The sequence below is a fragment of the Capnocytophaga sp. oral taxon 335 str. F0486 genome, from assembly GCF_000277665.1.
Taxonomy (GTDB): Bacteria; Bacteroidota; Bacteroidia; order Flavobacteriales; family Flavobacteriaceae; genus Capnocytophaga; species Capnocytophaga ochracea.
Window position 1 is genome coordinate 75,177 of record NZ_AKFR01000023.1, and the last position, 25,378, is coordinate 100,554.

Here is a 25,378-nt window from a genome sequence, read left to right on the forward strand (position 1 = left end):
AAATTTTTAAGAAATGAAAAAGGGCTACCCTTAACGGATAGCCCTTTTGAAATAAATATTAATTAATGTATAACCTATGAAGCAAACAAATCTTAACGATATAGTGTGAAGTTACCGTTGAAGGTACGAGTATCGTGTTCGTCGCTAAGTTCTACGAGGTACCAATAGTCGCCTGTTGGCATATCTCTACCGTCGTACTTACCGTCCCATTCTTCGCCTGCTCTAAGTGTTTTGAGGCGACGACCGTAGCGGTCGTAAATAGTAGTACGGATGAACGGATACTTATCTACCCTGCGTGGAGCCCACGTATCGTAGTTGCCATCGCCGTCAGGAGTAAAGAAGTTCGGTATGAATACATCGAAGTATTCTTCATAGAACGTTTTGGAGAACGTACAGCCTGCTGCATCGTGTACTACTACATCTACAATTTTGAGTTTCTTACCGCTCACTGGATCGGTGTATTCACGGTCGTTCATTCTCAATTCGTAGACGTTATTGGTATCGTAATCTTCGCCATTGAACTCATAACGATAAGGTTTCACACCGTTTACACCTTCTACTTGTAGTGTATTGATAACGGTAGTAGGTGATTTCACGATATTGTTCAACTGGCGATACTCTACCACAGTTACTGATTTGGTAGCCATTTGAGTACATTGTTTAACAGCTCCGGTAACTGAATGGACATCGGTATAGATAATCTCTAAGGTTTGAGTTGCTATACTCATATTAAACCTGTTCTGGTCGATATAGCCGACATTCACACCGTTGTTACGCGAGAAGGTTTGTGGTGTAGTAGCTCCGTTGAGTTTGTAGGTTATCTTATTGAAATCTACTTCGTCTTTGAAGCGTACTTCTATCCAAGTTGTGAAGTCGTTATTATCACAACTGAAGCCTTGCTCGGTAGTTGGGTCGAGGTCAGGAGCTGAGTAAACGCTGAACTTATAAGTAGGTGACATCACACAGCCGTTGGTTGTACTGCTTACGCTATCGGTTACCACAATCTCGTAATTGCCTTCGGTTAAGTTAGAAGCGCGGATTACGGTTGCTGACGAGGTAGCATAATCGGTATGTGCAGGAACGTTAGAGCCTTCTTTCATTATAGCGATGTCGTAGTTAGGACGACCGCCATCAACGGTGAACTCTATCCAAGCGTCGTTACCTTTGTGGCATACGAGCAAGTTAGAATCGGTTACATTCACTACGATAGGCTTAGGTTCTTTTACTTCCAATTGCCGAACGATGAGGTTACAACCCCAAGTATCCCAAATTTCAACGGTGTACATACCAGGGAGCAAGTTGCTAAAGGTAGTTCCCGATTGAGTGAAAGCATTTAAATTGGAATCTACAATAGTATAAACATAACTACCAGAACCTCCTCTAACGCTTGCTGGGTCGATAGTAATTTCACCATCGTGGTCACCTTGACAGGTAACATCACGAGTTACAGAAACGGTAGCGGTAATTGGGTCGGGTGATTTCAAGCCTACTTGTGTAGTACCTGAAACTACTGAACAGCCCCACGCATCGGTAACGGTAACGGTGTAGGTTACTACACCACCAGGAGTACCGGTAGATACTAAACCTGTGAACAAGGCACTATCGCCATTGAGAGCTATAATTTTCCTACCTGTAATAGCACCTCCTTGGATATTGACCGTATAAGGAGCCCAACCACCTGATACGGTTACAAGTATCTCACCAAGGTTGTTATCACAAGTTACACTGTGTGTTTCCTTAGCAAAAGCAGTTATAGGAGCTTCGGCTTGTACTATCTCGAAGGTAGTTTCGGCTTTACAACCTGAAATAGCCGAGATAGCTTCTACCCTGTACTTGCTTGCTGGCAAGCCTGCGTGTGCTATGGTAGCACCTGTAGAGTTACCTGTAATAGGAGTACCTACTGGCAATGGATAGATAGTATAGCTAAATCCGTTAGCCACTTGGTCGCCGTCAGAAAGACGGGTATCGGTAAGTTCTAAGGTAATAGAACCTGTACCGCCGTAGCAAGTTACCCTTTGTGGGTTCTTAGCTTCTAACAACAAGGTGTTAGGATCGAGGACGGTATAGTTGGTACTTACCTCACAACCTGTAATCATATTCTTAGCTCTTATCACATAAGCGTAAGGTTCGGTAAGGGTGAGAGTATAAGTAAGTGAGTTAAGCGTTACTGGAGGTATTACGGTAATAGTACCCCAACCTACTTTGCTCACTGAGTACTCGATAGGTTCGCCACTGTATACGGTGGTAGTGCTGAGGGTTACAGAGATGTTTTCATCTACATTACAAGTCTTCGCTTGTAACTGAGTAGCGGTAAGACCGCTCATCATAAGTGTAGGTGAAATAGTCACTGCGGTAGTAGTTGCACTACAACCATTGGTATCGTACACCTGTGCATAATAACTATTAGCGGTAGTTAAATAGCTTGGTAAGGTGTAGCTATAAGAGGTTACTCCCGGAGTTACTTGCTGTTGATAGAGCAAGGTACCTGAGGCAAGCTCTCGGTATTCAATGCGTGTATAAGACTCAGTACCACCTGTTACATTATTCAAATCGAAATGCAATTGTGGATTAGTAACTTCACCGGTATCAGCATCGCAAGTGTACTCTTTTTTGCTAAGGGCATTGGTAGTTGAGATTACATCAGGAGAGGTAACCGTTACTTCAATGGTTGATGAACAAACTTGTGCACTTACAGCTGTAATACGGTAGGTAGCACCACCTAAGATGGCTGCACCTGATGGTACGTTATTAAAGGTTACATAATTACCATTTAGAACCTGAGTAACACCTGGTACTGCTACCCCTGCATTATCGGTGATTGTGAAGGTATATGGAATACCATCAACAGGGTTTGCTTTTATACGTACGGTAGCAGTTTCGGCATAACAAGTAGGTGTAGTAACCGAAAGGACTTCGAGTCTAGGTATTTCAGGAGGTCTTACTATGAAGTCTAACGACTTAGCACATTCGGCAGGAGTACCCCAAGTAGCTGCATCATAGATATTGATGAGATAGCTACCTATACCTCCATTGGTTATTACACTGTGTGCATTACCTGTAACATTAGCCCCTGTAACCACTGGTACAGCACGTTCGTTGGCAGTACCTTTGTTAATCACACGGTAGAGACTAAACTTATAAGTACCTGAACCACCTGTGATATTAGTTACATTGATAGTTACTGTATTAGTAGCACCACAAGGCAACAATGGTAAGTGACTTGCATCAAACTTAATCATCTCGTGTACTCTAAATGTAGTACTAGTTTCGCAACCATTAGCATCTTTAAATGAAATGGTGTACGGATTTGGATTTGGTGCTAAGCGTATTGGTAAAACAGTTTCAGTAGCTACTGTTATGTTTTGCCAGTTCACAATACCGTCTATCTTGTATTGATGTTGACCAATACCTATGCTGTTAAATTTCACTATAATAGGATAATCGGTATTATCGCTACAAGCGTCATCGACAGTAATTGAGGCAACAGAAGGTTGAGAATCGACGGTTACAGTAACTGTGTTTTCTCTCCGACAGCCAGAAGTATCTCTGACGAATACTTTCCAAACACCTGCTTCTACGTCTTTTGATTCGTTATCAGTAGAAGTAGTGAGGGCAGTCTCTAAGGCAGTACCGGTAGGTGCTGCTGATATGGTTGTATTGTGATAGTAATACTGATAAGGGGCTGTACCACCTGCGGCATCTACTACTATCTTACCGAGACCTTGTGGTTGCGGTGCTTGACAGTTTGCTTTACGGGTAACCGTAGCAGTCATTGTCAATAAAGACGCTGACTTACCTATGGTAAAGTTGGTAGTACCTTGTGTACAGTTAGTACCACCCTCAGTAAAGAGGACAAAATATCTACCTGCTGGAACATTTGGTATTACTATATCTTGACCCACTGCTGGAGTTGCTGTTAATGGTGGCGTAACAGGACCACTAGCTACAGCAGTTCCTAATGACGGATAAGTAGGTGTATAACGGAATACTTGATAGGTAACATTTGGATTTGTCCAGTTCTTCAAGCGAACGAACACCTTACCATCATTGGCATCGGCACAAGTAGTAGAAGCAACACCTGTGATAGTAGCTTCCAAGTGCGATTGTGTAGGTACAGGTATATTAGCTTCCTTGATAAAGGCACACTTGCTACTTGCATCGTACACGATAAAGGTATAGGTTACCCCTGGTGTAACACCTGTAAAGGTGTAAGTAGAGGCGTTTTTAACACTACCATCGGACAAGAGAGTAGGTACCACAGCACCACCGTGGAACCAAATATCGGTACCACCAAGAGGGTTAGCCACTGTTTCTTGTACACTGGTAGTGGCTCCATAAGGAGGAGTAATACCTTCACGATATACGGCGATGTATTGGTTAGCACCAATAGTTCCTCCTGATTTATCGTATACTGAGATAGCTATTTCACCGGAGTTGGCTATACAACCTATGGTGGCTGTACCTCGTGCGTCTAAGCCATTAGCATCGGATTTTACAACAAAGTCATAAGTATACTTACAAGACTTAGCATCTTCTACCACTATTTGGTAGTTACCAATGTCTAAGTTCATAAAGGTTTCTCTTGAACCAGTAGCTACATTAGTACGAGTAGCATTCACCACGCCGTTCTTATTTAAAGTAACAGTGAATGGTGCAGTACCTCCTTTATTCACCCAAGCGCTTGCCTGAGCTTTCTGAGTACCCGTAGTAGAGCACTCAAGGTCAGTATGGGTAACAGAGACTACCATTGCAGGTACTTCGGTAACAGTAAGACCTAATGGGTCGGATTTACAGTTTGAAGCATCTACAATTGTAAGAGTATAGATTCCTTTTGCCAATCCGGTAATATCACCTACTGGACGTGTAACGGTGGTAAGACCATTATTAAACTCTATAGTATAAGGAGCTACTCCTCCTGAAATATTAGCATTGTTGAAGAGTATCTTACCTGAATTAACGCCTGCGCAGTTAATACCTTCAACAGTAGGCGTAACTACAAAAGCAGGAGCATCTTTCTTGATTTCTTGTTTAGGCGAAATCACTTCGCAGTAGTCACCATTGGTCATTTGGTAACGTATCTTAAAGTAGTAATCACCTGGTATCTTAGTTTTGAAAGTATAAGTATTACCAGACTGGCTAATAGCAATACCTGTAGGGGCTGCTACTGTAAAGTTGGCAGTAGGTGAATTGCTCCACAAGAACTGACGAGCACCTCCTGCTTTACCACCAGAGTAAGTAATATCATACTCGGCTTCGCTATTAGGTACACAAGTTAAAGCTGCTTTAGAGATTACTTGCATACGCAATGGGTTGTCTATAGTATAAGAAGTGCTTGTACGACAGTCGGCACCATCTTTTACTTCAAAGTTATAAAGACCAACCGATAGGTTTTCGTAAATGATAAAGTTCGTAGCGCTGGACTCAAAAGTTGCGCCTCCGTCTTTACTAAACTGGTAGCTACCATTGCCATTTATTACCTTCACTTGCAAACGACCTGTAGCACCACCTTTAAAGCAAGGTTCTAAGTCTACTACTTCTATTTGCAATGGCTTAGGCGCTGGCACATCAAGAGTAGCCGTCATTGTACAACCATTGTTATCCTCTACTTCAATTACATAAGTTCCTACCTGTAAGTTAAAGTCAGCTTCGTTATTTACAGCCGCTTGTGAGCCTGATGGTGTAGCACCTGTTATAGGAGTAAAGCGGAATGTTTTATAAGGTCTTGCACCTCCTTCGGCAGTAAAGCGTACTGTCGCAAAGGTATTGAAGCAAGACACCGGAGCTACAACTGTAGCCGTAACCGTTAAAGGTACTGGCTTGTTAATAGTATAGTTAAAGGCTGTTTGGCAACTGTGTTCATTAGCTTTGCGCACCAATAACGTACCATTATTTACTGCTGGAATTCCTGTAAGGGTAGCCACCCCTTGAGCAGGATTAAGCTGTGTAAGGGTAACACTCGTCCAAGTAGTAGTACCCGCTATTTGATATTCTACTACAAATGTAGAAGGTGGATTATCAACTGTCAAGAAGATAGAACCATCATTCTTACCACATTTTTCATCGTAGGTAGTACCACGTGCTTTAAAGCCTTTGTTATTGTCAATCTTCACTGAAAGACCTTCAGCGCGTACTTGGCATATCTTAGTAGGTTGTGTAATCACAATATCGTCCACTGCTAAATCACTACCCACAGTAGAAGCAGCTGCTATATTTCTAATCTCAAATATATAAGCATTAGCAGTTATATCAGTAGTTGCAAAGGTTACTTTCTTATTGAGCCAAGCTCCTGTACGAGGAAGTTCACCTAATGACCTTTCAACGTATTGTGCTGGGTTACCAGGATTGTACAATCGTACTACCAAGTTAGGGTTAGTACCACCTATGTAAGTAACAGGTAATAAGTTGAACAGGTTCACTGATACACTCATTTCTTGACCGGCTACTACGTCTCTAATCGTGCGCTTGTAAACAATACCATTGTCATTATCAGGGCTACTTCCGTTGATTGCTAAATAGCGACCATCAGTTACTCCCGAAGCGTCTGACGGTGGTGTAGATACCCAATAAGTTCCTGTGGTAGGTACTTGGCGTGTAATCATATACTGGTTATCACCCAAAGTAGTACCATTGGCATTACAAGTAATAAATACCGACTCGGAGTCGCAAGTATTCTTACCTTTACCAAAGTCTTCTTTAAACAACACATTAGGAGTTGTGCCCGTAGCTGTCTTCGGTGTATACCGCACATAAACACTATAAATACCTGGGTCTAATGTAAAGACATTAGAAGTACGTGTTTCGCTGAGGGTACCATCGTCTTTTACAATGTCATATTCGTAGTTACCTGCTGGGTTCGTAGTTACCGTAAAGGTACCTTTACCCTCACAGTCATAAGTAACAGTAGAAGCACTTACGGTAGCAGGTACTATTGGTTTTATGGTAATAGGTATTTCAAGAGTACATTTATTACTATCGCGTACATATACCACACTTGCTGTAGAGCCTACACGCAAAATAGGCACGGTAGTAAACGATACATTATTAGTACTAAACTCATAACCTGTACCAGTACCTCCTGACACATTGTTAATATGTACTATATACTCTTTGGTAGGACTTGAAGTATCACAAGAGATATCCTCAGCCACTCCTGCATAAGCACGCAAAGTGCTTTCTATATCTTTAATTACAATATTGCGGTTCCTATAAGTACATATATTAGTAGTAGATAACTGTATTTGTATTTCTACTTCATACTTACCAGCTTCTAGGTTATTAAAGAAACCTGTAGAGTTGGTACCCATATTTTGTACTCGTGCTCCTGTGTCGTCTAACTTGTAAAGGGTAGACTTCACGTTTTGCTGTGTGTTATAAGTAATAGACACCTGTCCTGAGTTATTAGCAAAGCCACACAAGATATCGCGAGTTTTGATTGTATAGCCTAAGAGTCCTTCTGGATAAATATCCACAGGAGCAGTAAGAGCATAAGCTGAGTTAGCATCTTTGGCAATGAACACATATCTACCAGGTTGGTCTATATGTATATCACGCTCTACAAAGCTACTACCCGCAGGTATAGTAGCTATGAAAGCTGAAGCAGGTACATCGGAGTAGTCTGTATAGCCGTTTTGTACTACGCCGTCAATACTCCAAATAGCAAACTGATAAGGATTCTTACCTCCATCGGCTTCAAAGCGAGTAGTAAGTGAGTTACAGTTCTTCCAAGCCTTAGGAGTTACTTTGGCTGTAAGAGTAGTTTGTTTTTCTATTTTTTGTATAAAGGTTGCCTTACAAGTGCTTGGCAAAGCAGGTGAAGTAACCTCAACAGTATAGGTATCAGGGGCTATGGTTATAGGCACTCGATATTCTGAATTAGTAGTAGTCACAAAAGCTTGTCCGTTTTGGTTCACTACATTACCTGCTGAGTTTTTCAACACATATTTATAAGCAAGACCTGCCGTAGCCATACGTATAGTAATGAAACCTTGCTGATAGCTAGTTACATTGGCAAAGTCTATTATTTCACCTGAAAGTGAATTGGTAAATACATCAAAATAGAAGTATTTCTCACAGTTGTTATTCTTGTCTGACACACGCAAACGGAAATGACCTTGTGCGTTGGCAACAAAAGTATTGTTGCTATGTACATCTTCCCAAGCGCTATCATCTAAGTTCGGACAGTTCAAGCTTGATGGCGAAGAGCCTGCTTTTAGCTTTTGCCACATTATATTGCTATCGCGGAAGTTCACCACTATATTACGTGAAGGCTGATTACACAATATAAAGTGACTTACCCATAAGTTGTTACCCGCACACACATCGCCTCCGTTAGCTTGAGGTCTGATAGGGTCTGGTAGGTTATTGCTGGATACAAATTTTATTTCTTCACTGGTAGTGTAGGTTACATTACCACATTTCATCAATTTATCTACTCTATAAGTAGCAGGGTCGCTTACCTCTATATAGTTATGGTTTAACGGGTTTGGTATCTGTGTACCGTTCTTATACCAATTATAAGCAGTAAAACCATCAATAGCAGTAAGTCGTGTATTTATGCCAGAACAAGCAATCTCAGTACGTGAACACTCTTGCGTAGATATCGCAATAGTTTTAGAGCCTGTGCTAGTTTGTTCAGGAATAGTACAAGCTGCCATTCCTCCTGAGTAAGTTAAAGAGTAAGTAGCTTGCAACACATTCATACAAGGCTTACCGATTACTGAACACTCTCCTTTTAATGAAATAGGAATAAGTATGGTACGCACATTACCCCCTGCTGTAAGTGTTTGCTTAGGCAGTGTAAAAGTAATCACATTACCCGATTTAGTAAAGGTAGGCTTGAAGATAGTAAGGGAAGCCCCCGTAACATCAGGAGTACCTATGGTAATGTTAGGGTGATTAGGCAAAGTAACCTCCAAGGTCGACGATACTACCCCTGCAGTTCCTTTATTTCTATAAGTAATGCGATAGTTGAAGTTCTCAGTAAGTGATAAATCGCGGTTGATAGGAGCTCCTGTACCATCTACAAAATCATTGATAACCTCCATATCTACAGCGCGCGATTTTACTACCACGTTAAAGGTACAAGTAGCTGCATTACCTGAGGTATCCTTAAACACATAGGTTACCGAGGTCGTTCCTATCGGGAAACGCTCTCCACTTTGGTGAGTCTGACTCCAAGAACCTATACGGCAGTTATCGGTTGCCGTTACCACTCCCCAATGTGCTATTCCGTAACATTGGTTAGCTACCGCAGTTACTTCAATATTTTGAGATGGGCAACCTGTAATCACAGGAGGTATGGCGTCAGGAGCAAAGTTTACAGTGATAGTATGACTGCCCGAGTTAGTAGTACACAACCCGAGGTCTTTCAAACTGTAACGCACCACATACTGGGTATTGCGTGTTACCGTATCACTAATAGTTTGTTCACTACCCAAGAAAGTTTCAGTGGCATTAGCTTCTATACGGAACCAATCTATATTGAAGAGTTGCGCCGAACCACCAAAGGTAAGGTCTACCACGTCACCATTACAAGGGTTCGTGCTTCTTGCCACATAAGTAACTCCTGGTGAAGTATAGTTATTTGCCGCTACCAAAGCCGAATCAGGGTAATCACCACAAGCGTGAGAAGTGGTCACAGCATAAGTACCGTCCGGTACGTTCTTAAATACGTACCCCGTAGCGGTAGAAGTAGCTCCAAATACTGGCGATTTAGTTTCTACTCCTGTAACCGTATTCTTAATACTGAATTGTAATGGATAACGGATATACTCAGGATTTGTAACGTTCACCGCTATAAGTCCTGTTCCCGATGCCGCACTACACGAAGTACCTACCACATCGCGTTTGAGTTCTCCCGTAGGGCTCACGGTTAAGTACACACGACTGACGTGAAAAGCTCCTGTACCATCATTCACTGGGTCAGAAGGTTTATGAGTGTCAGAAGAAGGTATTACACTATACAAATTCAGACAATCAGCTGGATCCGTAAAGCGTTCTTCTCTCTGTGAAGCTTCTCCTACACTCCATAGTTGTTTTATACGTGCGTAATAGAAATAAGTAGACTGTAACAGATACTCTCCTGCTGATAAGTTATTAAAGGTGTGTGAACGGTCGTTACTTCTCCCTACTACTTGGTCATAGCCTGTAGCAGTCTTTTTTAATAAAGTATATTGTGCGTAACGAAGTGTCCCTACAGGAGCCGCCTCTATTTCATACGAAATCTTTGCTGCTCCCACACATCCTTGCTCTACTTTCACCTCATCTTTGTCATACTGCATTGGGGTGTCTAAGTTGAGTTCTTTGGTAGCTTCATTGCCACAACGGTCTTTAATAGTAATATTATATCTACCTTGTGGAAGGTCTCCAAACTCAAAACGATACGTTTCATTAGCAGTATCAGGGTTTCTCACCTCTTTTACCATAGGGAAAGTATACGTTACTTTGTGTAGTGGTTCAAAAGGTAAAGCGGTTTGGAAGTCAAATGTACGAGTAGTACCACTGTGCCCATCGTCTAAATAATCAACAGTCACAGTGATAGGGTAATTAAATTGGTTTCCTGCTACCCATTTGCGTATAGATACAGTACCTTTAAATATCCCTCTATTAATTTCTATCCCGTCAAAACGCTCACCTATCTTATTAGGCAGAGGAGCCATATTCACAATACGCTCCGGCTCATAACACTGAGTAATCCCTACAGTTTTAAACTTCACCTTATAGTAGCCATCAGCTTGCAAAGTTAAATCAGCATACAAACTACCGTTGTTGTTTATCCAAGTATAGTCAGTTCCTGGTATAAGAGGTTTCCATTTAGTAGGGTCGCTTATTTCTGACTGTGTATAGGTAGCATTCCAACTGGGGTCGCTTGCACCTATATATTTATATATTTCAAAGTAAAATCCTTTGGCTCCTGGTGCTGATGGATTTTTTACCCAGTCTGCTGGAGTAAAGTTCTGCCAGTTGTAGAACCCAAAATACATCTTATCAGAAGCATCATCTGGGTTAGGCAATTCTATTTTTTTCCAATTAGCCTCTACGTACAGATATTTAGCTGAAGAACCACTGGGGCAAGGATTAGCAGGGTCAGCGTTTAGGTCTGAACGGTTTACTGCTGCTATCGCTGTCGAACCTGATCTGTCCATATATATAAATGGATCTCTTGAGGTCGTAGAGTTCAATTTGTTTCTTAGAACATTTACTAAGTCCTTATCAAGTTTGAACTTCTTAACTATAGGTGTTTTCCCTAACTTAATAATCAGTTCAATGATATCTCCTTCTTGAAAATGTACTCCAGCTATATCATTGGTAATAAAAGAATAAGCACTGGATTTTTGTGGGCGAGCTCCTGTGCGATAAGAAGAGGTAATATCATAAGTATTTTTATAATTCCCTGCTGAGTCATAGTGTTTTATAACAGCGGTACCAGGTTTCCCTTTAATTTCATTCTCTAAACTTTGTTGTATACCTACATTATCTTTTCGTTTTATACGAAATGAAAAATTAAACTTACAATCAGCTCCTACGCGTATGCCTGAATTCTCATTGTCGAGTTCAAACTCCATACAGTCAATATTCAATGAAGAAGCCGCTACTGAAAAAGTAGTCTTATTGGTTTCCCCACAATTCGGAGTTCCATTCATTGTATCTTCTACGGTAAGCTCATAACCACTTCCCGTAGTAATTGGTTTAGCATTAGTCCCCTGAATAGTGATTTCCAAGTCTTGCCCCACAACAGCATTATGAGTGGCATTATACAGCTCAGTACCCCCTTTAGTAAGGCGCACTTTAAAAGGTCCTTTGGCTCCTTTCTGTATACTGAAAACTACGCTACCGTCATTACCATTCCCTGTACAAGACGGCGGTACCGATTTAAAACTTTTAAAAGTTGGTGGTACGTACGAAGAAGTAACCGTTACCACTTTAGGTAAAGTAGATTTCTGGTTATTAGCTACATTCACCATTGTAACAGTATACGTACCCGCTTTAAGCGTAGTAAACTCGTGTTCATTTTTACCTGTCACTCCTATTTCCATAGGCCACGTACGACCACTCGGGTCACCAGGTACATCGAGTTTTACCTGCAACTTGGTACCTACAGGCCCCATAGTAGTAGGAAGTGTTACCTTAATCTTCCCATCTGAGGCACATTGCCCTGGTGTTGTGGAAACATTAAAGTTGTTTAAGTTCAGCGGTGTTTGAGCCGAAAGCCCGAAGACCGTGATTACTATAAAAACAATTGTTAGAAAAAACTTTCTCATAATGCTATATATGCTATTTTGAAACAATAGTATCACTATACTTTAATGCACAAAAGTATATATTTTTCTCGAAACAGCAAAACTCTTTTATTGCGAATGTTAAAACAAATGTTGCTCTTCTACCCCTTCCCTACCCCGCTCTTCCAACGGAAAAACCTTACACAACTACAACATTATTAGTTACATACAACTGTGAAAAAGAAAAACAATCCACCCTTTTAGCCCGCTATTTTTTAGCTATATTTTAACTTTTTGTATACAAAAATTTAACATTTCCAAGACGCTATTTTGGTAAAAAACACCCTCTTTTTTCACTCTTTTTTTACCTCCTTTACACAGATAATTGGAAGTTTTTACACAAAAACTTTTATCACCTTATTTATATTATGTATTTTATCTCAAATTCATCTTCGTTTAATGTCTATCCAATCTATATAGTTCAATGCTTATCCAATGAGTCCTACACTTTGCCAAAATTTCTGTTCGCCCGTCGTGCTACGACCTTTGGCAAAGTTGAAAATCACTCACCCATACTCTCTGAGAGTTACCCGTAGTAGCCGAATAAGTGAATAAAGAGAAAAGTTTTTCTGAGTCCCTCCAACTAATCTCCAAATTTTCTAATCCTCTTTTTGTAGCACATCCCCTCTAAATTCCTCCCAAAAAATTACTAATCTCCAAATTTTCTAATTTGCTAATTCCCCTTTCTGTCACACTGCCCCTATTGCCTATGCCCTAAGGCCTAGCACCTCTTCCTCTTTCTTTCGCCTCGAAACCCCGTTTTTACCGTTTTTTGTATCGCTGTATTATATTATGAATCAATTATTTATACACCCTTTCTATACCAATCGTCCAAGATTCGTATAAGCTTCCTATAAGCTCTCTATAAGCTAACCCCACCCTCCTTACACCCTTTTTTCATCAAAATCCCTCTCTCCTCTCTTCCGAACTTCTCCGTTTCCTTCCGAATCCTCCTAACACTCCCCAACACATCGCTTTTTCATCCCAAACTTTGGCAAAGTTTAAAACTTTGCCAAAGTTAATTATTAGTATTTCTGGCATTATTAGCATCTACCCCATTTTCTAATTTTCTCATTCTCTCATTTCCTCATTTCCTCATTCTCTCATTTCCTCATTTCCTCATTTCTGTCATTATTTATTTTTTTTCGCTTTCTCCCTTGCTAATTCCTATTTGTTTTGTACCTTTGCCCAAAAATAATAAGCACCTCAACAAAACGAGGTTTTATCAATGAAACGTTTAGTAATATTAGGAGGTGGTGAAAGTGGTGTAGGAACTGCCATTCTCGGTAAGCAAAAAGGCTGGGAAGTATTCCTTTCCGATAAAGGCTCCCTAAAACCTCACTACCGCGAAACTCTTAACAAAGAAGGCATTCAGTGGGAAGAAGGCACACACACCGAAGAGAAAATTCTCTCAGCCGATGTGATTATGAAAAGCCCAGGTATCCCCGATAAAGCACCTATCATCAAAAAAGCCCACGAAAAAGGCATTGCTGTGATTTCTGAAATAGAATTTGCAAGCCAATATACCGATAGCCTCATTGTAGGCATCACAGGTAGTAATGGTAAAACCACTACCACCTTGCTCACTTATCACATTTTCAAAGAAGCGGGATTGCAAGTGGGACTTGGTGGAAACATAGGTTATAGCTTCGCCGAATTAGTAGCTACCGAAAATCCACTATATTATGTACTCGAAATCAGTAGTTTTCAGTTAGACGGCATAGAGCATTTCGCCCCCCATATCGCCGTGTTGCTTAACATAACTCCTGACCATCTGGATAGGTACGACTATAAGTTCGAAAACTATATCAACTCTAAATTCCGTATCGCGATGAACCAAACTGAAAATGATTACCTTATCTATGATGCCGACGACGAGGTAATTACACAGTGGCTCAGCACCCATACTATAAAATCTAAACTCATACCTTTTTCTATAGAGAAAGAACTCCCACAAGGAGCTTTCTTAAAAGATAATAAAATATACATTATGTTAGAGAATCAAACTACTGAAATCGACGTTGAAGAAATTAGCCTTCGTGGCAAGCACAACATTAAAAATACAATGGCAGCAAGTGTAGCTGCCCGCTTGGTAAATATCCGCAACAACTCATTGCGCGAAAGTCTCAAAGGCTTTAAAGGTGCTCCCCACCGTCTCGAAGAGGTGAAAGTAGTAGATGGCGTTACTTACGTAAACGACTCTAAAGCTACTAACGTAAATTCAGTATTCTACGCTCTCGACACCATTAAAACTCCTATCGTGTGGATAGTTGGCGGACAAGACAAAGGCAACGACTATAACTCTCTTTTGCCTTATGTACACGAAAAAGTAAGAGCTATTGTATGCCTCGGAGTCGATAATTCCCCTATTATTCAATCGTTTTACAACACAATAGGCACGCTTGTCGAAACCCGCTCAATGGACGAAGCTGTAAAATTAGCACAAGGTTTTGCTCAAGAAGGTGATACAGTACTATTATCCCCCGCTTGCGCCAGCTTCGACCTCTTTAAAAACTACGAAGAACGCGGAGACCTCTTTAAAGCAGCCGTTCAGAAACTGTAATAATGCGCGAATGGATAGCCTCACATATCAAAGGCGATAAAACCCTTTGGGCGCTCATACTCGTCTTTACCCTCTTCTCCTTCTTGGCGGTGTACAGCACCAGTACCAACTTAGTGTATGTAGTGGGTAAGGGTACTCCTTTTGGCTACCTCATCAAGCACTTGGTGTTTGTAGGGGTCGGCTATCTCACTCTTTATATCGTGCATCGTACACCTTATCGTTTTTTTCGTCCTGCTTCTAAACTGGGGCTTATCTTAGCGGTGCTCCTGCTCATCTTTGCAAACCTTTCAGGAAGCACCATCGAAGGAGCAAACGCCAGCCGATGGCTCAGCGTAGGGGGTTTCTCTTTTCAGCCCTCCACCTTTGCAATGGTAATGCTGATGGCTTATGTAGCTTCTTATTTAGCTAAAAACTACGGCAAAAAACTCTCTTTCAAAGAAACTATCTTACCCCTGTGGATGCCTGTAGGAGTGATTGCAGCCTTAGTGCTTCTTTCTAACCTATCTACCGCAATGCTAATCCTCAGCTCAGTGCTGATGCTCACTTTCTTGGGTCGTTTCCCAATGAAACATATCTTTTCAGCTATAGGCATTGCAATTGTTTTCCTTGCACTTTTCTTATTAGTAGTAAAAGCCTTCCCCGAAGCTTTCCCCAATAGGGTAGATACTTGGATGAGTCGTATCGAATCGTTTATGGGAGGCGAGGACAACAAAGAAGGCTATCAGATAGAGCGTTCCAAAATGGCTATTGCCAAAGGAGGTATAATGGGACAAGGAGCAGGCAAAAGCACAATGAAAAACTTCCTCCCTCAAAGTTCCTCCGACTTTATTTATGCTATCATCACCGAAGAATATGGCTCATTAGGAGCTATCGTTATAATGGTGCTTTACATACTACTACTCATTCGCATTGTAGTCATCTCACAAAAAGCACCTACCCTTTACGGACAGTTATTAGTATTAGGCTTAGGTTTCCCAATACTCTTGCAAGCAATCATTAATATGGGAGTAGCAGTAGAACTCTTTCCCGTAACGGGGCAGAACCTACCTCTCATCAGTAGTGGGGGTACATCACTGTGGATGACGTGCTTAGCCTTAGGGTGTATTCTCTCCGTAAGTGCCCAAAAGCGCAAAGACGGTAAGATGGAGAAAGACAAACCCGAAGCCGACGTAGAGGAAGAACTCGCTGAAAGCGCTCTCAGACAAATGAAAAATGCGAACCGCACAGGCAATTAACTTTTAACTTTTCACTTAACTAAAAATGCCCAAAGGAGTATTACTTGTAAATTTAGGATCACCCGATTCCTTTGCAATAAAAGACATCAAACGATATCTAAAAGAATTTTTAATGGACGAACGCGTCATCGACCTGCCTTACCTATTGCGCTATGCTTTGGTACACGGGGTTATTCTCAATACGCGTCCACCTAAAACCAGTAAAGCCTATCAAAAAATATGGTGGAGCGAAGGTTCTCCTCTTATTGTCATTAGTCGTTGGCTTACTGAAAAAGTACAGCGTAAAGTCTCTGTACCCGTAGTATTAGCAATGCGCTATGGCAATCCAAATATCGCCAATGCACTAAAAGAATTACACAGCAAAGGAGTCGATGAAGTACTCCTCATTCCTCTTTATCCTCAATACGCAATGGCTACTACCGAAACCATTGAAGTCCTCACCGAAAAACTCATCAAAGCCTCTTATCCTAATATGCGCCTCACCAAGTTTCCTGCTTTCTTCCATCGCCCCGAGTATATCGAGGCTTTAGCAAAGGTCGTACGCGCTCATTTAGGGACAGCTCCTTTCGACCATTTGCTCTTTTCTTATCACGGTGTACCCGAGCGTCATCTCTACAAAACCACACCTACCCCTGCACACAAACACATTGTAGAAGGTGTAACTTGTTGCGACCCTTACAGCGAAGAAGGAACGCACTGCTACCGCAGTCATTGTTTTGAGACTACTCGCTTATTGGCAGAAAAGTTAGGATTAGAAAAAGGAAAATACTCACAAGCGTTTCAATCGCGTTTGGGGAAGGATAAGTGGATTACCCCTTTCACTTCCGATAAAATTATAGAACTTGCCCGAAATGGTGTAAAGAAATTAGCGGTCATCGCTCCTGCCTTTGTCGCCGATTGCGTAGAAACTCTCGAAGAAATAGAAATAGTAGGAGGTAAATCTTTCCGCAAAAATGGTGGTGAAAATTTTAAAATGATTCCTTGCCTCAACGACTCCGACCTATGGGTACAAGCTCTCTCCTCTTGGATTAATGAAGAGACAAGAGATGAAAGATCAAATTAAAACTTTTCAGACGACTTCTTTTTTTATCTTAGATAATTAATTTCTATCTTTGTAATCTGAAACGTTTAAAATATTTCTAATGACCGATTACCTTATTGCTAAAAGCATACATATCATCTTTGTTGTGAGCTATTTCGCAGGGCTCTTTTATATGGTGCGACTATTTATCTATCACACCGAAGCCTTGGAAAAAGATGACCCCGAACGCTCAATTCTCCACAAACAATTCAGCTTTATGGAAGAGCGCTTGTGGAACATCATTACCGTGCCGGCGTTGTTGCTGATGACTCTTAGCGGACTCTATATGCTATACGACGATGGCGAGTGGACGCTTATTAAACAAGGATGGTTTCACGTCAAACTGCTATTCATCGTCTTTTTGTTTGTATATCATTACTATTCTTGGCGCATAATGAAACGACTCCAAGCGGGTCGTGCCTCTCTTACTTCGGTACAACTGCGAATGCTTAACGAAGTAGCGACAATTATCCTCTTTGTGGTGGTATTCGCCGTGATACTAAAAGGCTTGTTCATCTCCTATTGGTATTTTTCTTTAATAGCTTTTGTAGCAATGGGGGCTCTGATAATGTTAGTAGTGAAATTGGTCAATAAAGGAAAGAATTAGCATATTTGAAAATTAACATTTTAGCCAATGAGTGCGTCGCAAACTTAGCCAAAGTTTCAAATACAAGCTACACTTCTTTTTTAATTGTTTGATTTGAATAGATTTGTTTGATTTCTAAGGCACAAACCTTATCCTTTTTAATTTCTTTGTTGAATTTCTATAGCGTAAGCTTAATATGCAACAACTAAAAAATACTCCTATAACCTCTCTTCCTGCTCTGGCACAACAAATCCGCAACCGCATTATAGAGGTTATTGCTACACGAGGCGGGCACTTAGGTGCAAGTCTCGGAGTGGTAGAGCTTACTATTGCATTGCACTATGTGTTCGATACTCCTCACGATATACTAGTATGGGACGTAGGGCACCAGAGTTATGCTCATAAAATCCTAACCGGTAGAAACGAGGATTTTACACATATACGCGAGCGTGGAGGTATCAGTGGTTTTCCTAAACGTGCAGAAAGTCAGTACGATGCTTTTGGTACGGGACACTCATCTACCTCTCTTTCTGCTGTCTTGGGTATGGCAATGGCATCAGCTTTGGCAGGCGATAAAGAGCGACAACATATAGCCGTGATAGGCGATGCTTCTATTGTGAGCGGTATGGCTTTCGAGGCACTGAACTATGCAGGCACCACCGATGCCAATATGCTCATTATACTGAACGACAATGCAATGGCTATCGACCCCACCATAGGAGCGTTCTCTCATTACCTTGCCCAACTGAAAACCGAACACGCTACACGCAGTGCTTTTTTTAGTGCTTTGGGGATTACCTACAAAGGTGTAGTAAACGGGCACAACTTCCCCGCGCTTATCACGGCACTCAAAGCCGAAAAGCAAGCCCGTGGAGTGCGCCTCTTACACGTTGTTACCACCAAAGGTAAAGGATACCCCAAAGCCGAAGCCTCACAAGTGTTCTTCCATTCCCCTTCACAATTCGATAAAATCACAGGCAACCCTCTGCCTGAAAATTCTGCTCTCCCTGCTAAATATCAAGACGTAGTAGGGCAAACCCTCACCGAACTCGCCCAGCAGAACCCCAAGATAGTTGTCATTACGCCTGCAATGAGCAGTGGTAGCGGACTCACGGCTATGCAAAAGGCATTCCCCGATAGGGTAATGGACGTGGGTATTGCCGAACAACACGCGGTTACCTTTGCTGCCGGCTGGGCTACACAAGGTTTTATACCGTACTGTGTGGTATATTCCACATTTTTACAGCGCGCTTACGACCAGCTTATTCACGATGTAGCCCTCCAAAACCTGCCCGTAATATTCTGTATAGACCGTGCAGGACTCGTAGGCGAAGACGGTGCCACCCATCACGGAGTGTTTGATATGGCTTTCTTGCGCCCTATTCCTAACCTCATTATCGCTTCACCGCGTAATGCTACCGAGTTGCGCAATTTGCTTTATACCGCCCAGCAATCGCTCGAGCACCCTATTGCCATTCGTTATCCTCGTGGTCGTTGTACACAAACCGATTGGCAACAACCTTTTCAACAGCTAATTATAGGCAAAGGCGAACAGCTAAAAGAAGGTAGCGAGATAGCCGTACTCACCATTGGCGCCATTGCGAAAAATGTACAACAACAGCTCACTCAAACTGCTGAACCCGAAAAATATGCCCATTACGATGCCCGTTTTCTCAAACCTTTGGACGAGGCGATGCTACATCATATCTTCCGTTCTTATAAAAAAGTAATCACAGTAGAAGAAGGAAGCACAGGCGGTTTAGGCAGTGTCGTAGCCGAATTTGCTACCCAGCACAGCTATACCACTCCGCTGAAAATCATCACTCTTCCTGATAGTTTTATTCCTCACGGCAAAGTAGAGACGCTCAAAGAAGAGTTTTTAACAATTAGAGATTTAACAGATTGACAAAATAAGCCAATGTGTGAAAGAACAAAAACTGCTTTTTCTTCAACCATTTCACGTTTTTAACACTTTTTCCTCAACAGTTTTAAAAGCCCTTTCTTCCTATTGACATTCAACTAACTAACATCTTTCCTTCGTCTTAGGTTCGTCTTTCCTTCGTCTTAGGTTCGCTCTTCCTTCGGTTAAGCTTCGGTGAAGAGACAAGTATGATAAATCTTTTATTTAACTGAATAATAACATTTTAACTCTTTTTACAGTGTAAGAGACTATGTTGTATTTTTCTTTTTAATAATTGAAAAAAATACATACATTTAACAAACATTAAGATTTTTTCAGCAATCTGTCAATCCTCTATTTTGCTAATCTGATAATTACTTCTCATTCTATACCTCTCCCCTACTATTACATTTTCATTACGCTTTGTCTGTCAAGTATCCAACAGCTATATTCATTCCATTTTACATTTATTAGTTCATTTGCTAATTGCCAAATTAGCAAATTATCATTACCTTTGCACCCTGAAATATTTAGCACGATTCTCTGTATGAAAAAACTCATTGTTCTACTGTTTCTTACCTCCTTTACCGCTTTTGGGCAAGTGCGCAAAGCAAGAACGTACGAAGCCCCTGTAAAGTCCGATACGGTAAAAGTAATGAAAGATACCGAAGCGTTAAAGTTCACTTTCAACCGTTTTAAATTAGCACAACAAAAATGGTTCAAATTCAATCAAGTGAGCCTTAATATGAGCGAGGTAGCTTTTTCTAATTGGAGTGCAGGAGGAGAAAGTTCTATTTCGGGGATATTTAATGCCAAATTCCGTCGCCGTTATACCGAACGCACTTTCTTTTGGGACAACGAATTAGAAATCAACTACGGTATTAATGCTCAAAAAGGACGCGAAGTGCGCAAGACCGACGATAAACTCTCACTCATCTCATCGTTTGGCTATCGAGGCGACTCACAGTCGTTTTGGTATTACACGGCGCGCTATCAGTTTCTTTCACAAATCAGCAACGGGTACAACTATCCCGATGTAGAAAAGCCTATCTCCAAATTCTTTGCCCCTGCTTATATCACCTTTGGTTTGGGTACTGAATATGCTCCTTCAAAGATAAAATTCAGTATTTTCCTTTCGCCTATCACGCTTAAAACTACTGCTGTACTCGACCAACGTTTAGCCGATGAAGGTGCTTTCGGGGTAGAGAGAGCCCAGCGCGCTCCTGACGGTACTATTCTGAAGAAAGGTAAGCGTACCCATAACGAACTGGGTTTTTCAGTGTCCGGTCGCTGGGACAAGAAAGTGATGGAGAATATGATACTCAATACTTCCTTCAACTTCTATGGCGATTACCTTAAAAACTTCGGAAATATAGATGTAGATTGGGAAACTAATCTCAACTTGAAGGTAAATAGTTACGTGCAAGCGCGTATAGGGGTGCATATCAAATACGACGACGATGTAAAGTTTTATTCCTACAAAGCACCTAATGGTGAAGTGCACAACTATGGAGCACGCACTCAGTTCAAGCAAGTATTAGGAGTAGGAGTACTATATACTTTTTAAGTGATGTTTTTAGAGAATACAGTAAACGACAACGAAAAGACAGGCTGGATAGAAGTGATATGCGGGTCGATGTTCTCAGGCAAAACCGAAGAACTGATTCGCCGATTACGTCGTGCCCAATTTGCAAAACAGAAGGTAGAGATATTTAAACCCAGTTTCGACACGCGTTATGATGATACCAATATCGTATCGCACAACGCCAATGAAATTCCTTCTACACCCGTAGAAGCCGCCGCCAGCATTATGCTTCTTGCCGATGGTTGCGATGTGGTGGGGATAGACGAAGCACAGTTTTTCGACGACGAGATAGTACACGTGTGCAATGAGCTCGCCAATCGCGGGGTACGTGTAATCGTAGCAGGACTCGATATGGACTATAAAGGAAAGCCTTTCGGACCTATGCCCTTCTTGATGGCTACTGCCGAGTATGTTACTAAGGTACACGCTGTTTGTACGCGTACCGGCAACCTCGCCAATTATAGTTTTCGCAAAGTTTCTAACGACCAGCAACGCTTGTTAGGAGAAGCCGATAGCTATGAGCCTCTCAGTCGCGCTGCCTTCTATAAAGCAATGAATGCTAAGAAAACAAAAGAATAATAACTGCACTTAAAGTACTTAATTGATAAGTTTTTTTGGTATATTAAGGGTATTTTCAAACTTGCTAATCTGCTAACTTGCCAATTTGTAATTATTTTGTACTTTTGTCTGATTTTTAAAATGAAGTAATATAAACAACCATTATGAAAAAGAAAAATCCTATTACTTGGGTGCCTACCACCTATTTCGCTATGGGGCTTCCCTTTGTGATGCTTTCATTAGTTTTTCCTATTATCTTCAAAGGATTAGGTATTCCTGACGACCAGAACGCTTTTTGGACTTCTTTACTCATCTTACCTTGGTCATTAAAACCTATTATCAGTGTAATAATGGAGCTCTATGGTACTAAAAAACAATACATTGTCATTACCGAATTAGTATCAGCAGCTTTATTCGGTTGTATTGTCTTTTCGTTACCTCTGCCCAACTTTTTCACTGTGTGTTTAGCCTTATTAGGAGTGATTGCCCTTAGCGGTTCTACTCACGATATTGCAGGTGACGGAATGTATATGGAACAATTGGACACAGCTACCCAAAGTGTATATTCTGGCTGGCAAGGTGCTTTCTACAACTTAGCAAAAGTGCTTGCCAATGGTGGTCTTATCTTCTTAGCAGGTTGGCTCGTAAAAGCAAAAGGTATGAGTGTAATTGCTTCTTGGCAACTGATTCTTAGTATTTGTGCTACTATTTTAGGTCTCGTAGGTCTATATCACCTTTATGCTTTGCCAAAAGATACTAAACCTCAGCAAGCTGGTGATTTTAATGTAAAAATGAAAGAACTATGGGGTATTTTTGTAGCTTTCTTCCGAAAGAAATATATTTTTTATTATTTGTTTTTTATCTTCTTATACCGTTTTGCAGAAGGATTAGCAATGAAGATAGCTCCTCTTTTCCTTATTGCTAAAACTGATAAAGGAGGCTTAGGGCTCACCGAACAAGAATATGGCTTAGTATACGGTACTGCGGGAGTTATTGCCTTTATTGTAGGCTCAATTTCAGCTGGCTATTTCGTCTCTCGTGTAGGATTGCGCAAAGCTCTTTTCACTTTGGCGTGTGCTTTTAATATTCCATTTGTAGTGTATCTACTTTTTGCTTATTTCTTGCCCTCTCACTTACCTACTATCGCTTTAGGAATTGTAGGTGAGTACTTTGGTTATGGCTTCGGTTTTGTAGGTCTTACCCTCTTTATGATGCAACAAATAGCTCCTGGTAAATACCAAATGGCTCACTATGCTTTCGCCAATAGCCTGATGAACTTAGGAGTGATGGTTCCTGGTATGATTAGTGGTTTCCTCAGTAAATATTTAGGATATCAACACTTCTTCTTATTGGTAATGATTTGCACTATTCCTGCACTATTAATCACTTGGAAAGTACCTTTTACTTATGACTCGAAGCAGCATAAGATTGATGAAAAAGCTTTTTAAACCTACTTCTTAGAGCATTTTTAAGGTCTATAATACCCATACTTAAAAGCCTTTACCTAAATACTGATTAGGTAAAGGCTTTTAAGTTATCATTCTTCCTCCTTAGTAAGTTTTATTTCTTTGCCTCCCAATCAAAAGGAAAGAGCTCTGAGCGTGTATGGCTTTGTTCCATAAATCGCTCTATTTTCTTCACTATCTTAGGATATTTCTCGGCGAGGTTGTGCTGTTCAGCAGGGTCAGTAGTAAGGTCGTACAACTCAATAGGAGCTTTTTTATCTTTATTCACGTTTAGGCGTACTCCTTTCCAGTTTTTATAACGCACTGCTTGTCTACCTCCCATTTCGTGAAACTCCCAATAAAGGTATTTATGCTGTTGCTGTTGTTTCTTCCCTAAAAGCGTAGGTAAAAACGACACCTGATGCCTATCAGGCACATACTTCTGATGCGTAATCTCAGCAAAGGTAGGCATCATATCCCAAAAAGCCCCTATGTGGTCGCTTACGCTACCTGCCTTTATCTTGCCTTTCCAATACACAATGTAAGGGGTACGTATACCGCCTTCGTACAAGTCGCGTTTAATACCCCTCAATCCTGCTGAGGAGTTGAAGAACTTAGGGTCAGCACCTCCTTCGCGATGTGCCCCATTGTCGCTCGCAAAGATGATAATGGTATCCTCATCAAGCCCTTTAACTTTAAGGAGCTTGCGTATTTCTCCCAAATACTTGTCTAACCGACTCACCATAGCCGCATAAGTGGCATAAGTATGCGGTTGCGACATATAACCTGCCCAGCCAAAAGGTTTAGGAGTAATCTTGTCGTAATCCACCCCTTGATAAGGTTTCTTGGGAAGATATTCGTACGAAGCGTAAATACTGTCGTGAGGCACTACTAATTCGGCGTGTGGGAGTGTATAGGTAAGCCACATAAAGAAAGGCTTATCAGCTGTTTGTTTGCCTATATAATCCAATATTTTTTCTTGTATGAGGTCTTCGCCATAAACCTCTTGGCGCTCATAGTTTCCGTTTTCGGGAATGAGCACCTTTTCATTGTCGTGCCACAAGAAAGCAGGATAACGGCGATGAGCGCGGAACTGCGAGTTATAACCAAAAAAGGTATCAAACCCTTGTTTTAGCGGATTCCCTTCGGAAGGAACGATACCTAAACCCCATTTACCAAAACAACCCGTATTATAGCCTGCTTTCTTAAAAAGTTGTGCTACTGATGGGTCGTTGGCAAGTAAAGGTGCTTGCCCATCTACTGGCTCACGCACTTCTTCATTACCACGTATGTGCGTTTCACCCGTAGTTTGTCCTGTAATAAACGAAGCGCGAGAGGGCGCACACACAGATGTACCCGTATAAAACTGAGTAAACTTCATTCCTTCATCAGCGAGTTTGCTGAGTTGGGGTGTTTTGATAATTTGCTGACCGTAAGGCTCTATATCGCCGTAACCTAAATTGTCAGCCAAAATAAAGATAACATTAGGAAGTTTTTCTTGCGCCTTGACTCCTATGGTACATAAGGAAGCTAAAAGGCTGAATAGTAAATATTTCATAATAGTTAATGATGAGTTGTAAATGGTTAATCATTAATGCGACAAAGATACAAAACAATTTACAATTAGCAATAAAATAGACTATCAAACTCACATTAATCAACGTTAGTTCGATATGATCATCACCACAACTCCCCCTTGCGTCTCTATTGTCCCTCTCCCGCAAGCCTCTCCTAAACATCTGATAACTCCGCTTTGGTCGCTACACTTCCCCTTTTTCTCATTTCCAAATTTGCTAATTCTCTAATTTCTCTCCCCCATTTTCTCATTTCCAAATTTACTAATTCCCTAATTATCCCTTCTCCTTTCCGTCACAACATTCCCCTTCTCCTTGGGAGAGGGACGGGGTGAGGATTCTCTTTCTTTCGCCTCGAAACCCCGTTTTTAACATTTTTAGCCTTGTTGTATTGCACTATTTATCAACTACTTATATACCCTTTCTATACCAATCGTCCAAGATTCGTATAAGCTTCCTATAAGCTCTCTATAAGCTAACCCCACCCTCCTTACACCATTTTTTCACCAAAACCTCTCTCAGCTCTCTTCCGTTGTCTTTCGGTATCTTACGATGTCCCAAAAAATCCAATTA

10 protein-coding genes are annotated in these 25,378 nt (G+C 41.2%); 8 read left to right on the top strand and 2 right to left on the bottom strand.

What is annotated here, in order from left to right; genetic code table 11:
- Positions 1 to 92 precede the first annotated feature (92 nt).
- A complete protein-coding gene (locus HMPREF1320_RS04890) occupies positions 93 to 12,260 on the bottom strand; it encodes a T9SS type B sorting domain-containing protein (RefSeq protein ID WP_009417668.1) in 12,168 nt (4,055 codons plus the stop codon).
- 1,246 nt (positions 12,261 to 13,506) lie between these two features.
- Between HMPREF1320_RS04890 and murD the strand changes: the two genes are divergently transcribed.
- The 8 genes from murD (at position 13,507) to HMPREF1320_RS04930 (ending at position 23,234) form a co-directional block, all read left to right on the top strand.
- Entirely contained in the window at positions 13,507 to 14,841 is a 1,335-nt protein-coding gene (murD, locus tag HMPREF1320_RS04895) for a UDP-N-acetylmuramoyl-L-alanine--D-glutamate ligase (protein WP_009417704.1), read from the top strand.
- Positions 14,842 to 14,843: 2 nt separating this feature from the next.
- The gene (locus HMPREF1320_RS04900; protein WP_009417633.1) at positions 14,844 to 16,076 is read left to right on the top strand and encodes an FtsW/RodA/SpoVE family cell cycle protein; all 1,233 of its coding nucleotides are present in this window, start codon (positions 14,844 to 14,846) and stop codon (positions 16,074 to 16,076) included.
- 25 nt (positions 16,077 to 16,101) lie between these two features.
- Positions 16,102 to 17,139, top strand: coding sequence for a ferrochelatase (gene hemH, locus HMPREF1320_RS04905; protein WP_009417698.1), 1,038 nt, complete (start codon positions 16,102 to 16,104; stop codon positions 17,137 to 17,139).
- A 79-nt stretch (positions 17,140 to 17,218) separates the two neighbouring features.
- The gene (locus tag HMPREF1320_RS04910; RefSeq protein ID WP_009417624.1) at positions 17,219 to 17,764 is read left to right on the top strand and encodes a CopD family protein; all 546 of its coding nucleotides are present in this window, start codon (positions 17,219 to 17,221) and stop codon (positions 17,762 to 17,764) included.
- Between the two features lie 175 nt (positions 17,765 to 17,939).
- On the top strand, positions 17,940 to 19,649 hold the full coding sequence (locus tag HMPREF1320_RS04915) for a 1-deoxy-D-xylulose-5-phosphate synthase (RefSeq protein WP_009417687.1): 1,710 nt from the start codon (positions 17,940 to 17,942) through the stop codon (positions 19,647 to 19,649).
- Between the two features lie 541 nt (positions 19,650 to 20,190).
- A complete protein-coding gene (locus HMPREF1320_RS04920) occupies positions 20,191 to 21,210 on the top strand; it encodes a DUF3078 domain-containing protein (protein WP_009411224.1) in 1,020 nt (339 codons plus the stop codon).
- Between the two features lie 3 nt (positions 21,211 to 21,213).
- Positions 21,214 to 21,807 (top strand): thymidine kinase, encoded by a 594-nt coding sequence (locus tag HMPREF1320_RS04925; RefSeq protein WP_009417664.1) that lies wholly within the window; start codon positions 21,214 to 21,216, stop codon positions 21,805 to 21,807.
- Positions 21,808 to 21,950: 143 nt separating this feature from the next.
- The gene (locus HMPREF1320_RS04930; protein ID WP_009417605.1) at positions 21,951 to 23,234 is read left to right on the top strand and encodes an MFS transporter; all 1,284 of its coding nucleotides are present in this window, start codon (positions 21,951 to 21,953) and stop codon (positions 23,232 to 23,234) included.
- A gap of 112 nt (positions 23,235 to 23,346) precedes the next feature.
- On the opposite strand, the gene HMPREF1320_RS04935 is transcribed toward HMPREF1320_RS04930, so the two are convergent.
- Complete coding sequence (locus tag HMPREF1320_RS04935) at positions 23,347 to 24,789, bottom strand: arylsulfatase (RefSeq protein ID WP_009417705.1); 1,443 nt, start codon at positions 24,787 to 24,789, stop codon at positions 23,347 to 23,349.
- Between the last annotated feature and the right edge of the window lie 589 nt (positions 24,790 to 25,378).

Excerpts from the sequence above, each read along its gene's own strand:
- HMPREF1320_RS04890 (WP_009417668.1), bottom strand. The coding sequence starts at position 12,260 with ATGAGAAAGTTTTTTCTAACAATTGTTTTTATAGTAATCACGGTCTTC.
- murD (WP_009417704.1), top strand. The coding sequence starts at position 13,507 with ATGAAACGTTTAGTAATATTAGGAGGTGGTGAAAGTGGTGTAGGAACT.
- HMPREF1320_RS04900 (WP_009417633.1), top strand. The coding sequence starts at position 14,844 with ATGCGCGAATGGATAGCCTCACATATCAAAGGCGATAAAACCCTTTGG.
- hemH (WP_009417698.1), top strand. The coding sequence starts at position 16,102 with ATGCCCAAAGGAGTATTACTTGTAAATTTAGGATCACCCGATTCCTTT.
- HMPREF1320_RS04910 (WP_009417624.1), top strand. The coding sequence starts at position 17,219 with ATGACCGATTACCTTATTGCTAAAAGCATACATATCATCTTTGTTGTG.
- HMPREF1320_RS04915 (WP_009417687.1), top strand. The coding sequence starts at position 17,940 with ATGCAACAACTAAAAAATACTCCTATAACCTCTCTTCCTGCTCTGGCA.
- HMPREF1320_RS04920 (WP_009411224.1), top strand. The coding sequence starts at position 20,191 with ATGAAAAAACTCATTGTTCTACTGTTTCTTACCTCCTTTACCGCTTTT.
- HMPREF1320_RS04925 (WP_009417664.1), top strand. The coding sequence starts at position 21,214 with ATGTTTTTAGAGAATACAGTAAACGACAACGAAAAGACAGGCTGGATA.
- HMPREF1320_RS04930 (WP_009417605.1), top strand. The coding sequence starts at position 21,951 with ATGAAAAAGAAAAATCCTATTACTTGGGTGCCTACCACCTATTTCGCT.
- HMPREF1320_RS04935 (WP_009417705.1), bottom strand. The coding sequence starts at position 24,789 with ATGAAATATTTACTATTCAGCCTTTTAGCTTCCTTATGTACCATAGGA.